Below are 14,938 nucleotides of genomic sequence, written 5' to 3'. Positions count from 1 at the left end.
TTACTTAGCCAGCAGACCATTGGCCTTTTCGCACACCTCGTAGATTTCGTCATACTTCTTATCAATGAAAGGCGCTACCTTGTCCGTTTTTTTCTTGAGGATACCGCGGAAGCAAAAATACGGGATGATCCAGCCTGCGAAGCCGGGAATGGCCAAAATGACAGAAAGAGACAGCATGTTAGAAAGATAAGCAAACACGGAGCCAGCCATGAATGCGGTTCCGACAATACCGATCACATAGGCAGCGACAGAAGCAGCCATAATCTTGGAACGTTCCAACGTTTCGATTTCCGTCACACAGGCTTCAAACTGTCGCTGAAGACGGGTCAGTTCGGCTTTATTGCGGATCTTGCGATTACGCTTGAACTTCATGCTCACGGAGCCAACATTCTGAAAAGAATTTGAAGTGCCTTCCAGCGTCCAGCCAAAATGGGTATAGCCATCGGCATACACCGACTTTGAATCGTGTTTTACCGTAACGTCTTTGTACTCATAGCCTACAAAGTTTTTCTCATTTTTTGTAATTACACTCATGATCTCTCCATCACTCCTTCAAGTGTTTTTCCTTCATTCGATGTTCCTATCCTATCGGTCAATTGTTTATACTTTGCTTATGAATTGTTTGAGAAATATTAATATCCTCCCACTAAATAAAATAAGCAGCCTGAATTCGATGGTTTCGAATCCAGGCTGCCCTGCTGCGTATCGATCACTTTTCAACTTTTAATTTGACTGTAAATGTCGTGCCCTCCCGTGGCTTACTCTTAACGGAAATGACGCCGCCTACCAATTCAATTACGCGGAGCGAAAGCGCAAGACCAAGGCCGTTCCCCTCTGCATGATGGGAAGGATCGCCTTGATAAAATTTATCAAAAATATGTTTCATCGTTTCATCGTCCATCCCACAGCCCGTATCTGATACCATGACGGTAATCGTATCTTCATCCGATATCTGCTTTAGGGTGATTGTTCCTCCGGGAGATGTGAATTTTAGAGCATTGGAGAAGAGGTTATGCCATACGATCTCCAGCATGCTCTCTTCAGCGTGAATGATGGCACGATCCTCTATATCCACCCTAAGTTCAATATTTTTTTCTTCCCATGCGTTTTCAAAATAAAGTGCGCAATCGCACAGCTGCCTGCACAAATCGTAGGGCTCGGCAACAGGGAGAATCTCCTGATTCTCCAATTTATTCAGCTTAAGTATGTTGACTACCAGCGTTGCCAGCTTATTCGTGGAAGAAATGATTGTATCCGTATAATCCTTCCGAAGTTCCGGCGGCAAATCATCCTGTTGCAGTGCCATGGCGTAACCGTGAATGACAGACAGTGGTGTCTTGATTTCATGGGACACATTGGAAATGAAGTCATTTTTCAGCGTTTCAATGCTGTTCAATTCCTCTACCATTTTGTTGAAATCCTCGAACATCACATCTACATAGTTCTTCTTGTCCGATCTGTGGATGGGTTCGAGATAGACCGAAAAGTCGCCCTCTGCTACCTGCTTCGCCGCCTCGCTGAGTTTTCGCATGGGTCTATCAAAGGCTTTGTACTTTTGTCGTGCGGTAACCAGGCAAAAAATGAGGCTAACGATGATCCAATATCCCGATATCCCGAAAATGTATGGCCACGGAACGTATTCTATCGGCAGATAAGCATTATAGATTAGTGCTTGTCCCGCAGTCAGCGTAGACAACAAAAAATAAGTGCCTAAAAACTCTTTCCATGAAAAGAGCGGTGACTTAATTCTCACATCCTGTTTCTGATTCTTGTTCATTGCAGCACTGCCTTATAGCCTAGTCCATGCACCGTCATGATTTTGAAATCTTCACAGCAGGAAAACTTCTCCCGAAGCTTGACGATATATACGTCCACGGCACGCAGGCTGGTTTGGCTTTCAAGGCCCCAAAACTCATCCATAAGCTGGGCACGTGAAAAGGTATGTTTGGGATAGGAAAGCAATTTGTAGAGTATGTTGAATTCCCGGACCGTCACTGGAACCTCCTTGCCGTCTACCGTTGTGGTCATATCGTCTGCATCCATCAACAGGCTTCCTACCCTCAATTTTTTTTCATGGGCAATATTCGCCCTTCGAAGCAGAGCACCCACTCGCAGGACCAGTTCGTCCATATCAACCGGTTTAACCATGTAATCGTCAATGCCTGCAAGGAACCCTTTTTGTTTTGAGGATATATCGTCACGGGCAGTAATAAAAAGAATGGGGATTGTCTTATTTATCCCCCTTACGGTCTCTGCAAATTCAAAACCGTCGATCTCCGGCATCATGACATCGGAAATGAGAAGGTCATAGATATGGTTATACATCAAATCATATGCCTCACGCGGGTTCAGGCATCCTTTGGCGTTGTATCCATTTTTGGACAGAAAGGTGCAAATGATTTGATTAAGCTTTGTATCGTCCTCTACAACAAGTATATGGATCATAAAAACATCCTCTCTGAGTGAATAGTGTAATTCTAATAGGCAGATGTTAAAAAATTGTTTAAGCAAAGTCGAGAAACATGGTTACATGCTGCATGAATCGTCGTTGTTTTCTTGATTAATATCTCACAAACATTATTTTAACAACTTTGAAACATTCCTATTGCATGATTAGGTCATTCAATCGCTCCTTACAACTGTTAAGTGTAAATAGTGTAATCCTATTATTACCTAACAGATGAGAAAAACATATGCGGGGGAACGATAATCATTCATAAGGAGTGAAGTTAAATGATGAAGGCAGCCATTTATTATGGTAAGAATGACATTCGCGTTGAAGAAAAATCTATTCCTGTTGTGGGTCCAAAAGATGTACTCGTAAGAAATTTGCGCGGCGGGATATGTGGTACAGATATTAATATCGTCAAAGTCGGTGCAGGGAATATGGGAATCAGCCTTGGTTCAGAATTTGGACATGAAATGGTTGGCGATGTTGTAGAAATAGGTTCTGAAGTTTCTTCCCAGATCGAAATTGGGATGCGTGTAGGTATTAATCCCATTACAGCAAAAAAAGTCGGGAGACGCAAATCCCTGGAATGTTCCGGATTTTCCCAGTATGTCTTAGTCGAAGAGGCTGAACTTAACCATAACCTATATGTAATAGATAAAAGTGTTCCTGTAGAGGTAGCTTCACTGATCGAACCAATGAGCGTCGGACGACATGGGGCTTTCAGCGCAAACCCGCAGCCTGAAGATCGTATTGTCGTTATGGGCGGAGGTCCTATCGGTCTTCTCGCTGCTGCCAGTCTGATTGCTGAAGGCATGAAAAACGTCTGTGTGGTCGACATTGACGAATGGAGATTATCAAAAGCTGCCGGATTAGGGGCTTTAACCGTAAACACAGCTGAAACGACACTTGAGGAGGGATTGGCTGAACATTTTGGCACTGTGAACGTTTACGGTATTGAAGTCCCCGACGTAGATGTATTTATAGATGCGGCGGGTGCTCCGGTTTTGTTTGAAAATATAATGAAAATCGTTAAACCTAAAGCCAGAATTTCAATTATTGCGGTTTATAAAACCGAGGTGCCGATCAGCCTGCAGCAGGTCATGTCAAAAGAAGTACAAGTTAAAGGTTCCAGCGGATATACTCACGAAGATTTTTCCAAGGTTGTAGAGCATCTTACAAGTTTTAAAAGTGAGCTGTCCACCCTTATAACGCAGGTATATAAGCTTGATGATGTTCAGGAAGCCTTTAATAAAGCCATTGACGCAAAAGGAACCGTTAAAGTGGTTGTAGATTTAACATAACATTTCTTGATTATATGAGAAAAATCGAAACGGAGTGCTGAAAATGAGTTTACTTACGAATCGATTCGCCATCGGTTAATGGCCACAATGGAGAGATCGTTAAGGCTTATTGAAAATATTTAGGAAGACCGCCAATATCCAGCTTCATGGCCAGGATATTGGCGGACTCTTCGATAGGCGTATTGTAATCCCAGCGGTGAATTTGCCTTTCTAGAATTCCGGCACCGTTTGGACCTGTATACGCCCATTAACCTTCGTATCGAGCACCATTTCATCCCGATTTGCATATCCAATTAATTGTTCCTCACTTTCAACTGCCCGAGCTTATTGCGAAACCGCGTCAACTTGTTTCGAAGAAAGTGGATCCGTATTCAGAGGGTGCGGTTCTTTGTTTTTCAACAATCGTTTCACAAAAAATGTGAAAAGTATTAAGGAAAACGCTACTGACACGGCGCTGACCGTGAACAACGCCTGGTAGCTCATGGACTGGGAGACCCAGCCTAGCATGATCGCACCTAGCCCGATGCCAAGATCATTAGCCGTCGATATCGAGGCGTTGGCAACCCCTATTCGGTCTGGACGGGCCAAACGTATTGTTGCCGCTTGAAGAGCTGGCTGCGCGGAACCGAAGCCGATTCCATATAGAACCGCCGATGCAAGCACACCGATCAAACCGGTGGAGAGGCTCAACACAATCAAGGCACCAATTGTAATGACAAGGGCCGGTACAATGACAAAAATCTCTCCGTACCGATCCGAAAGTTTTCCTGAAATGGGACGGCTGAGCGCAAGTGATGCAGCAAAGGCCAGAAAGAACGCGCCGGAATTGACCTGGATCGACTTAGCGAACAGCGGAACAAAGGTGGTAATACCGCCATAAGCGATAAACAGAAAAAAGACTGATGCCGCAATGGGCAAGACCGATTTTTCGAACAATTCGATTTTTCGAACGCCCGTTTGCGGCCGGAAAGGCATTTTTGCACCCAGCATCAGGATCAGTGCTACCGCAGAGAGGAAGACGGCGATTAAAAACAAAGCGCTGTACGACTGGTTCTCTGTAACCCAGATGCCGAACAGCGGGCCGATGGCCATAGCCAAGGTCATGGACGTGCTAAACCACCCCATTCCCTCGCCGCGGCGAGCCGCTGGGATCATATCCGTAATCGCCGTCATTGTGGCGGTTGTGGAAACGGCCCAGCTCATCCCATGCAAAATTCTGAGCCCCATTAGAACGACAATTCCCCCAACCCAGTTATACATATACATCGCCACGATGAAGAGAATCAGCCCCCAGATCAGAAACGGGCGCCTGCCGAATCGGTCCAGCAGCCCACCGACGAGCGGCCGAAAAATAACGGCAGCCAGCATAAACGCCCCCATCGCCAGACCAACCTGCGATTCATTGCCGCCCATCTGTGTGATGAATAGCGGCATCGTCGGATACAGCATATAAAAGGCGTTAAATAAGAATAGATTTCCTATAGTCATTAGCGTAAACGATTTCGTCCATAGACGTTCCACTGTTCTTTCCTCCTCTAGAGCAGGTTGCTTTTATGCAAGCGTTTTCTCTTCTGCTCTTTGTAATACTTTTCTTTTACGCTCCACTTCTTCAACGCGAAAACCTTGATTTCAGATACACTGCATACACTCTACCTATCGGGAGCATTCTTCCATGTATCCAATTTTCATATCTTCCATTCGTCCATACTCTCCTTTTTTTGATTATATAAAGTAGTTTACCGTCTGGATCTAACTCCAAGTCAATGTAGAAAGTTATGGAGGAACATATTAACGAGCTACTGGAGCTGTGTGAACAAAGGAGCGCCCTTCTTTCGCAGCCGCTTCCTTGCGTTTGTCATAGAGGATATCAAGCATGAGGGGAAAAGACGGAGGGGAAAAATCGCGGAATAAATGAAGATATCCTGTTCAATTTTTTGTGCCAGCTTATGTAGGAATCGTAGAATGGTGGTTTATAAACGAAATGCCTTATCCTCCTCATGTCATGGAAGAACAAGTAGCCAACATGTTGGAAATGCATCTTTCATAGTTCTCTTTTTGATCTCTCCACAATCCGATCATCGATTTTTCAATCAAAGAATTAAGCAAAAAGGGAGCAGCCACAGCGGCTCCTCCCTATTAGCCATTATATCGACACAACTAATAGAAGAAGACCTTAGAATTGAACATTCAATCACCTCTATCTTTTAACTCATGAAAGATATCCTTCAATGGTTTTACTTTGATAATGCCGATACCGTTTCATGAATGCCTTCATGGAATGAAATAATGTTGCGGTTATTTTGCTCAAAACCTATAGGATCGTCTTGCTTCAATATAACCAAGGGTTCACTATCAACACCTAGTCCGATATAAAGCCGTTTCTTTGTCATAGATTCCAGCACGAATCCTTTATATAATGCTTCTAATTCAAAAAACTTCTCGTCCTGGAAAAAATTTTTGTTATTTCTTATGTTTGGAATCATTTTGCCGCCACAAACCGGACATTTAGGGACGAGTTCCAGTGGTATTTTATAATCAACAATACTCTCTGCCATTTCCATTACCGGTATTTCACTAGAATAGATCCTGTCATGGCAGCCAATTGCACACTGTAGTTTTCCGTAATTGCCTTGAACTTCAAATACTTTGTCAGAAGAAAAACCTGCCATCTCGAATTGACTGTCGACAGTAGTTGTCAGCACGAAATAATGCTTTTCGCTTATCAAGCTGTATAAATCCTTGTAAACTCTGGCAGGACCAGCTTCATACCGAGTATGACGGATTAGTTTTGCCCAAAAACCCCATTTATCCTCCTGTGCAGGGAACGTGGATAGACCGGTCATGTACATATCGTGTAATTCAAAATTACGAATACTTGGTGCGAAATTCTCCGTAAACCTTTTCCCGCTATACAGTATACTAGCAGCAGCTGAAATGCCCGCTCCTCCACCTAATAGAATATATTCAGCCTCTGCTATAGCCTTTTTTGCCTTTTGTATACGTGTTTGATAACTGTCCAACTCCCTGCTCCTCCAACTACAAAGTAGATATGTCGATTACGAATCGATAACGTACATCACTACGGATGATACGCTCAAAAGCTTCGTCAACTTGATCAGCATGGATAACCTCAATTTTAGGGGCAATGCCGTGTTGAGCAGAAAAGTCGAGCATCTCCTGTGTTTCCCTAATGCCACCAACGAGCGAACCAGCGATGCTGCGACGTTGCATAATCAAGGAAAACACATGGTATTGATCTGGCTCGCTAGGTGCACCGACGTTTACAAGTGTTCCATCTAAACGAAGCATCGATAAATACGCATCGACATTGAGATTGGCAGACACTGTATTTAAAATAAGGTCAAAACGATTAGCTAACGCCGTGAACGTAGCGGAATCGCTAGTTGCAAAGTAATGATCAGCTTCAAAACTAAGAGCTTCCTCTTTCTTATTCAACGATTGGCTCAGTACTGTAACTTCCGCCCCTAAAGCGTGCGCATATTGGACAGCTAGGTGACCAAGGCCCCCCATTCCTACAATCGCAACCTTCTTGCCTGGACCAATGTTCCAGTGCTTTAATGGGGAGTAAGTGGTGATTCCCGCACACAATAACGGACTTGCCACATCCAAATCCAAGGCATCTGGAATGCGGACAACAAAATCTTCTTTCACAACGATTTTCTGGCTATAACCACCGTATGTTTGATTGCCATCGTAATCTAAAGAATTATAAGAATTGATAACGCCTTTCGTACAATATTGTTCCTCTCCGCTGAGACAGTACTCGCATTGTCCACAGGAGTCAACGAAGCAGCCAACTCCAACGCGATCGCCAACGGCAAACTTCATAACTTCTGACCCCACTGCGCTTACCACTCCGGCCATTTCGTGACCGGGAACCATCGGAAACATTCCGTGACCCCATTCATCAAAGGCATTGTGAATGTCGGAATGGCAAATCCCACAATATTTAATTTCAATTAAAATATCATTCGGTCGTAATTCTCTCCGCTCCATAACCGTCTTTTCAAAAGGTGCTCTTGCACTTGGAACACTTAGAACATTGGTTTTACACATGTTTTTCTCAACTCCCTTGCTCTATTTTTAATGGTTAACGTTACATGGAGTAGCTTATACTCTGGAGTTAACTCCAAGTCAATAGGTAAAATTGCCGAAGCGTTAAAATAAAAAAAGCCGCCTTATTGGCGACTTCCTCTACACGGGTGATTCTACTGTACCCTACTCTTCTCTAAGCAGCTGTTTCAGCTTCGGAAATACCCGAAGCGCATTGTTATAAAAAACATCCTCCCAGTGGGCTTGCGGAATCAGATGCTTCACAAATTGGATATACGCATCCAGCGGAACAAGCGGCCAATCGGTACCGAATACAAGCCGGTCATATTTCTCGGCAAACACAATGGCACGTCGGAAATGATCCGTATACGTTTGCTCCATCAACAACCGTTCCACCTTCGCAGCATCGCCTACTATCCAGCCCGATAGATCTGCGTAGAGATTCGGATTTTTTTCCAGCAATGCGGCTGTTTCCATGACCCAGGGATCACCGAGATGACAAAGCATAAAAGTAAGATCACGGTGCTTCAAAAAGGTCTCTTCCATAGACAGCGGATGGGAATATTTCAACAGGCCTTTGTCCGAATAAGTCAGTCCTCCATGAATGACGATAGGAAGTTGGTAGGCGGAAGCGAGCCTGTACACCGGGTCATAAATTTCATCACCGACATTGTAGTGGTAATAGCCCGCATACAGCTTAATACCAACAACATGTTCCGAGCGCAACGATTGTTCCAGCGCTTCGAGCTGACCATCCAGATGCAAGGTTAATGGATTAATCCCCGCACAAGTAAACAGACTGTTTGGAAGCTGGTCGGTCAAATCAAGCAGCATTGGATTAAGGGCTGCGGAGTCCGGGAATGCCCCTTCAACCGTTTCCGTAACGCCCATCCCCACACCAGCGATGACACCAGCATTTCTGAACTCCTCCAGCAGGCCCTTGGCCGTGTAATCAATAGCTGCCAGCGTTTGTGCCGTCTCTTTAAAGGCTGCAATATTGGAATAATGGACATGTGCATCTATAATTTTCATCAAAGTATCCTTTCTTAAGTCAACTGGTCAAAACGAATGTTGAGCAAATCCTGATAAGCTTCCTCTGGGGCAAACAGATCAGAAATAATGTAGAACTGGGGCTTGCTGAACTGCTGCTTCCCGTCTTGCAAAAATAGTTTTTCTGTTGCTACGGATGCCGCTACATCGGTGTTCACATGCAGCTCGCTTGAATCAATCTCTGGGTGGGCAATGAAGGTCAGCCGCTGCTTCCGCTCGCGGGAACCATATTGGATGATTCCGTTTGTACTGCTCACACTATATTGAACCCTGCCAGCCTTATAGATAATATTTTCACCATTGTTATTTTTGACATACCCCCTGCTTTCCTTCATATCGCTGCTTGCTCGGTAGAAGGTCGAATTGGCAAGGGTCAGTGGATGTAGAGGTGCACCTGTATTTTGCTCTACCCGGATGACAGTTGCAAGTACAGGTACGCCTGGCAGCATTAAGAAATATTGATGGAGCACAAGCCCTCTGAATTTTGCATGGTTGCTGATCGTCACGCTCATTCGGATACCCGACCAGTCATTTCCCAGATTATCTGTGATCGCTGCAAAGGCTGCCTCACGCGGCTCTTCCATGAAGCTTGTGCCGGACATGCCGGATACTTCAGCTGCAATACCGCCGATCCAAGGATTCCACCAAGACTTAGGCCCTGGATGAGGAAAGGAAGAATCGAGCCATTCCACGCCGCGATGCTTTAGTGAAAATAAGGCTGGGGCAAAGCCACTGCTTGCCTGAATTTGCATAACCCCATTGTCTGCCATAAGTACCTCGCCATATTCCGTATGTTCCGTTTGTTGTGTTATTGTGTGATCCGAGACTGGAAAGACAAGGCGGCTTCGCCTCGCTCCATAGGATTCCATATCGAGACGCAGTGTTAAAATATCCGCCTCGAGGCTAGATTTCCAGGTTACCGGAGTTACGATTTCGGTGAGCTGCTGCTCGCCGGATACTAGGTGTTTTGCCGTATCTATGCTGTCCAATGCAGAAGAGATTTCAATTTCACCTTCCAAAAATGTGTTTTTCCGCTCAACAATCCGAACCTCCAACGCTCCTTGCAGAAAAGGATTACCCTGATTGACGATCGTCTCCAGCTGCTCGGTAGTCTCGAGCTCCTGTGAATATCCCCTGTTCAGGGCAAAAGAACGGAAATCACGCCAATTTCTCCACGTTCCTAGAGCAATACGGATAGGCTCAGTCTGTGTAATACCTCCGGCGGGAATAACACCCAAAGGATGCTCAAGGCCGTAATACCAGCCCTCTGAAATAATTTCCGCTTGTTCAGGCCAGGTAATTCCTCGTGACGACTCCCCGTTATTAGCAAAAATCCAATTCTCCGTGAACCTATTCTTCTCCCAATAATCGGAATTGGAGGCATCAGGCCCTTTGCTTAAATCCACATATTGGCCTTCATAAGGAATAACGCTGTCTTCAAGGTCAAAATTAAAGCTTTCTTTCAAAAATAATGGTTCATCACGGACTGCTGCCGCCTTGTTCTGTACAACATGATGACGGGTAATTATACCATTGCTGTACAATTTGACGACCAGGGTGAGCAGCAGGTCAGCGGAAGTCAGATCATACTGGGCTTCGAGCACCATAGCTTCGTCTTGACGGCATGTCACTCGTGACACACGATTTTTCTCGAATGCGCTGCTATAGGGCAAACCGAATTTGGGATAATGTAGACTTATCGTGCTGTGAGCTCCCTCGTAAATGGAAAGAATATTACTTGATTTGTTCAGACGAGCGGAGTATTGTCCGTTAGAGATCACCCAATCCTGATCGGTTTCGCCTCCGAAAGCCGCATGTATTCCCGGGAACACAAGACTGACTCCCTGCTGCAATACTAGTGAATCGTCGCTGCCGGCCACATTGTGAATAGCGAGACGATGATGCCAAATGCCATATGTCAGCAGTAGCGCTTCAATGGTTACAGTTCGCCGGCCTTTAGCAGGCACCTTGATTCGAACAGAAGGATGGCTGAAGGAAAGAACCTCATCATCAGGCAGCTCAAAAGCAAACACAGCCTCTGTTTCGTACTCATTTTCTATTGTCAAATCAAGCGCAACATGCTCACCGGCATAAACGGATTGAGCTGGTGCCTGAAGCTTTAGCTTCGCTGGAAATTTCGGCTCAATGCCGGTCTTGAAGGTAGCTGGCAAACCATTAATGAGCAGCTCGGCCTCAACAACCGGGTGTGTCTGAAAGGGGCTTTGATCCTCTTCAATGGCATGGACTAAAAAGCTGCCTTCAATCCGCTCCTGTGACTCAACTATTCTGGTTTCATGAAGCTCAAAGCTGATTGCAGCACTGCCAACGCTCTTGATTTCCAAAGCCAACGTTTTCCCGCTTTTATTGACGGCTTCATATATGATCGGATAGCTAACACCGAAAGGCAGTTGATGGTAATCAGGAATCGTTGCCTTAATGAGGTAATCATCCGTTTCAATTAGTCTTAACCCGCGTCCAGTTCGCTCATATTCCATTCTCAGATGTGAAGAGCCCTTTTTCCATTCATAAGTAAAATAATCAAAACCACGTTCCTGTCGTCCATCCGGGCTGACTGCAATCTCGCGTACGCTATCCGAGTACCAGTTGATTTCTTCAAAATAATGCTTCACGGCACCGGTCTGCAACACGGATGGAATCAAGTTCATTAGATGTGTTGTGTCATCCCGCTTCTCCCAGAAAAAACCGCTTTTCTTGTACGCAGGGACCGCTTTCGTATTGCCTGGCCAAGTATAGAGGTCGAGTCTGGGCCAGCCAAGCTTCAAGGTTTCCTCGATTGCACGCAAAATAAGTCTCTTGCCGATTTTGTGTCCGTGATAATCGGGCCGTACATTTAGTAAAGGAATGTACAAGGCGCCAGCATCTTCCTTGTAATGGGAGAAGCTGCAATATCCAACAACTTCCCCGCCAGCAATCGCCAAATACACATGAAGAAATGTACTGTTATGATGTTCTTTCAGTATGCTTTGCTCCGTCTGGAGCGAGTCGTCCCCACCCCAGCTTTCATGGCTGGTATTCCACATTGCAGCGATGGAGCCTGCATATCGGGGCTCATATTCTACAATCGTGATTTCTTGAGTTCTATTCATAAGCGTACTCACCTCCTGAATTCGTTGTACACGGCTGATACACATTCCAACACCAAACTGACCGAACGTTCAGTATTATTTTATCATGTGTATTTTTTCTGGTCAATTCTGGTGAATCTCTGACGAAAATCAACTTGTCACTGACCATTTTCTAAGCCTTGATCTCTGTTGTTTCATCTCCAAATCTCTTAATCAAGCCTAACAACATGATGTTTGCGATTCCAAATAACGACGTGTTTTCTACCTGTTTCATTATATTTCAGTTTACAAATTGTGTAAAAATATGTAATCTGTAATGGTAAACCTATGTTTAATCGTTTGATTGCCACCTTTGCGCCATTCTTTTTAATTCTTGCTTTGTAATAGCCAATTATTGATCAAAGGAGATGGATAGGTTGAGTAAACGTTACTTAATTAAAAACGGCTGCGTTTTAACGATGGACAAATCATTAGGGGATTTTAAGAAAGCTGATATTTTAGTCGAGGACTCTATCATTGTAGCGATTCAAGAAGAGCTGGATGCTTCGGACTGCGAAATCGTCGATGCAACAGATATGATTGTCATGCCAGGCTTTGTGGATACCCATCGGCATGTCTGGGAATCTTTAGTCCGAACGATAGGAGCGGACTGGTCACTGCCTACCTATTTGCAAAATATTTATTATGGCGGCTTTGGCAGCAAATTGCGGCCCGTAGACAGCTATGCTGCTAATTTGCTAGGAGCTTTGGAAGCGTTAAATGCCGGCGTAACCACCCTCTTGGATTGGACGATGATTTATTCCCCTGAGCACGCGGACGGATTAGTTCAAGGTTTGAAAAATGCCGGCATTCGCGCCGTATTCGCGTATGGAGCGTCCGGCGAAACGGAATATTGGGACCGAAATAGCAAAAAAATCGTTTCGGATGACGTGTACCGTGTAAAACAGCAGCATTTTTCCTCCGACGACCAATTATTAACGATGGGCTTAGCTATTAGAGGGCCGGAATTCAGCCATTGGGACGCTACGGTTCATGAAATCCGGCTGGCCAGAGAGCTGGATGCGATATGTTCCATGCATGTCGGTTTTGGCAGCTGGGGTCCGGATGACCGATCCATCGAAAAGCTATATAAAGCCGGCTTGCTTGGTCCCGATTTAAATATGGTACACGCTAATACAATGGGTTATGACGAGTACAAAATGCTTGCCGATTCAGGAGCGTCGATATCGATTACTCCTGAGGTTGAAATGATGATGGGGCATGGATATCCAGCCACCGGGCTGTTTCTTGAGAATGGCGGAACGCCTACCCTTGGTGTAGATGTGGTGACTTCAACCAGCGGGGATATGTTTACGCAAATGAAATTTATGCTGCAAGCGGAGCGGGCAAGAACGAATCAGAACATTTTAGCGTCCAAAAACATGCCCGGTGAATTGAGTTTAAAGGCACAACAGGTATTAAATTTTGCAACCATAGCCGGAGCCAAAGCCTTAGGTCTGGATCATAAAATCGGTACCCTATCTCCTGGAAAAGAAGCCGATTTCATCATGATTCGAATAACGGATTTGAATATGTTTCCCGCTTCCGATCCAGTTGGAGCCGTCGTACAATTCGCGAATCCCTCAAACGTTGATTCCGTATTTGTTTCCGGACGTCCGGTAAAACGTCACGGACAGCTGCTGCACGTTGATTTAAACCATGTGCGTAAAATTGCGGGCGAAAGTAAAGAATTCTTGTTCTCTACTTTTGCAGATGCTGCGAACGGAGTCGTTTGAACCATCCAGCTTGGGAACATTTTTAGGGCACATATTTTAGAGCACATAAATGCAACGGTCAAAAACCGATCTCCAAAGGATCGGTTTTTGACCTGAAAATAAAGCCACTGATCATGTTAACAATCGCTCATATTTGGCAAGCACTATTTCATCATATCAGCAATAAGCACCTTCTGCCCAAGCCGCGCGCTCTCCAGCGATGCAAGCACCATAGCCATGCTGTAAATATTATCGCTGCAATCGGTTTCCGGCTTGCGCCCTTCATCAAGCGCTGCGAACATTTCATCAAGGCAGCCCTCGTGGAACTCGTTATTCAACTGAACAAGTCCGCCATCTACGCGCACATAATCGCGAATAAATTTGCCCGTCTGATCGTTTGGAGCAACAATTTCTGCATAGGGCTCACCAATTCCGTCCCAAATGGCTGTACCATATTCTCCTGTAATACGCCACTGAGCTTCCCATGAGGTAATAGCGCCCTCCGCGCACCATGAGCCGCGATAATTAAATAGCGAGCCGTCGGACATTTCAAAAATACAGAGCGCTGCCGCATTCCCTTCATACCAGGAGCCCGGAGGGTTAAATTCATGGCAATAGACCGATACCGGGTTCGCTCCCGATAAATACCGCGCCTGGTCGAACGTATGAATCGCCATATCCAGCAGCAGCGGACTGCTCATCGCATCACGGAATCCGCCAAAATGTGCGCCGATAAAAAAATCCGCACCGATAAAGCCGGTTCGCCCGATGTGGCCATCCGACATCAGCCTGCGCAAAGCACGAATGCGCCCATCGTAACGGCGATTTTGCATAACGGCATGCGTACGGCCCGTACGCTCTGCCAGCTTCACAATAGACAGGCATTCTTCCATCGATTCCGCCAAGGGCTTCTCGCCAAATACGTGACAGCCCTGCTCCAGCGCTGTGCTGCCGATTGAATAGTGACTAGAAGGGATTGTAATATCGAAAACAAGATTCGCCCCCGTCTCCGCAAGTGCAACCTGCAAGCTGGTAAAGGTCGGACAGGTCAATCCTTTACGCTCAGCCATCGCCTGGGCAAATGCCTGTTTAATATCCACCAGGCCGACGATTTCCGTATCATTCCTGCCTTGCGCATAGTCCACCCATTTGTTAGCCATTCCCCCACAGCCTGCGACGACTACCCGATATTTTGCTGACATTATGTTACTCCTCCCGCTT

At 45.4% G+C, this 14,938-nt stretch carries 11 protein-coding genes and 1 pseudogene; 3 read left to right on the top strand and 9 right to left on the bottom strand.

Features of this window, described 5'->3' with window-relative positions; all coding sequences use genetic code 11:
* From WH37_RS12465 to WH37_RS12455, 3 genes are all read right to left on the bottom strand, one after another.
* A complete protein-coding gene (locus WH37_RS12465) occupies window positions 1–534 on the bottom strand; it encodes a hypothetical protein (RefSeq protein WP_046230917.1) in 534 nt (177 codons plus the stop codon).
* 175 nt (window positions 535–709) lie between these two features.
* A complete protein-coding gene (locus WH37_RS12460) occupies window positions 710–1,777 on the bottom strand; it encodes a HAMP domain-containing sensor histidine kinase (RefSeq protein ID WP_046230916.1) in 1,068 nt (355 codons plus the stop codon).
* Complete coding sequence (locus WH37_RS12455) at window positions 1,774–2,445, bottom strand: response regulator transcription factor (RefSeq protein WP_046230915.1); 672 nt, start codon at window positions 2,443–2,445, stop codon at window positions 1,774–1,776. Before WH37_RS12455 ends, WH37_RS12460 begins: the two co-directional genes overlap by 4 nt.
* Window positions 2,446–2,733: 288 nt before the next feature.
* Between WH37_RS12455 and WH37_RS12450 the strand changes: the two genes are divergently transcribed.
* The gene (locus tag WH37_RS12450) at window positions 2,734–3,753 is read left to right on the top strand and encodes a zinc-dependent alcohol dehydrogenase (protein ID WP_231594213.1); all 1,020 of its coding nucleotides are present in this window, start codon (window positions 2,734–2,736) and stop codon (window positions 3,751–3,753) included.
* A gap of 324 nt (window positions 3,754–4,077) precedes the next feature.
* On the opposite strand, the gene WH37_RS12445 is transcribed toward WH37_RS12450, so the two are convergent.
* Window positions 4,078–5,274: an MFS transporter gene (locus WH37_RS12445; RefSeq protein ID WP_046230914.1), complete on the bottom strand. Its 1,197-nt coding sequence runs from the start codon at window positions 5,272–5,274 to the stop codon at window positions 4,078–4,080.
* A 409-nt stretch (window positions 5,275–5,683) separates the two neighbouring features.
* Here WH37_RS12445 and WH37_RS35985 point away from each other — a divergent pair.
* Window positions 5,684–5,800: pseudogene (locus WH37_RS35985) on the top strand (TetR-like C-terminal domain-containing protein); the annotation flags it as partial.
* A gap of 187 nt (window positions 5,801–5,987) precedes the next feature.
* On the opposite strand, the gene WH37_RS12440 reads toward WH37_RS35985, so the two are convergent.
* The 4 genes from WH37_RS12440 to WH37_RS12425 form a co-directional block, all read right to left on the bottom strand.
* Window positions 5,988–6,773, bottom strand: coding sequence for an SIR2 family NAD-dependent protein deacylase (locus WH37_RS12440; protein ID WP_052736944.1), 786 nt, complete (start codon window positions 6,771–6,773; stop codon window positions 5,988–5,990).
* Window positions 6,774–6,789: 16 nt separating this feature from the next.
* Complete coding sequence (locus WH37_RS12435) at window positions 6,790–7,830, bottom strand: NAD(P)-dependent alcohol dehydrogenase (RefSeq protein ID WP_046230913.1); 1,041 nt, start codon at window positions 7,828–7,830, stop codon at window positions 6,790–6,792.
* A 162-nt stretch (window positions 7,831–7,992) separates the two neighbouring features.
* Complete coding sequence (locus tag WH37_RS12430) at window positions 7,993–8,859, bottom strand: amidohydrolase family protein (RefSeq protein WP_046230912.1); 867 nt, start codon at window positions 8,857–8,859, stop codon at window positions 7,993–7,995.
* Between the two features lie 14 nt (window positions 8,860–8,873).
* Complete coding sequence (locus WH37_RS12425) at window positions 8,874–11,984, bottom strand: GNAT family N-acetyltransferase (protein ID WP_046230911.1); 3,111 nt, start codon at window positions 11,982–11,984, stop codon at window positions 8,874–8,876.
* A 395-nt stretch (window positions 11,985–12,379) separates the two neighbouring features.
* Here WH37_RS12425 and WH37_RS12420 point away from each other — a divergent pair, with 395 nt between their 5' ends.
* On the top strand, window positions 12,380–13,738 hold the full coding sequence (locus tag WH37_RS12420) for an amidohydrolase family protein (RefSeq protein WP_414811834.1): 1,359 nt from the start codon (window positions 12,380–12,382) through the stop codon (window positions 13,736–13,738).
* Between the two features lie 143 nt (window positions 13,739–13,881).
* Here WH37_RS12420 and WH37_RS12415 read toward each other — a convergent pair whose 3' ends face one another.
* The gene (locus WH37_RS12415; RefSeq protein ID WP_046230909.1) at window positions 13,882–14,919 is read right to left on the bottom strand and encodes a Gfo/Idh/MocA family protein; all 1,038 of its coding nucleotides are present in this window, start codon (window positions 14,917–14,919) and stop codon (window positions 13,882–13,884) included.
* Window positions 14,920–14,938: the final 19 nt, after the last annotated feature.

The organism is Paenibacillus algorifonticola (assembly GCF_000971975.1).
Lineage (GTDB): Bacteria > Bacillota > Bacilli > Paenibacillales > Paenibacillaceae > Pristimantibacillus > Pristimantibacillus algorifonticola.
Note: the sequence above shows the minus strand (reverse complement) of the source record. Positions and strands in the feature narration are given on the sequence as shown.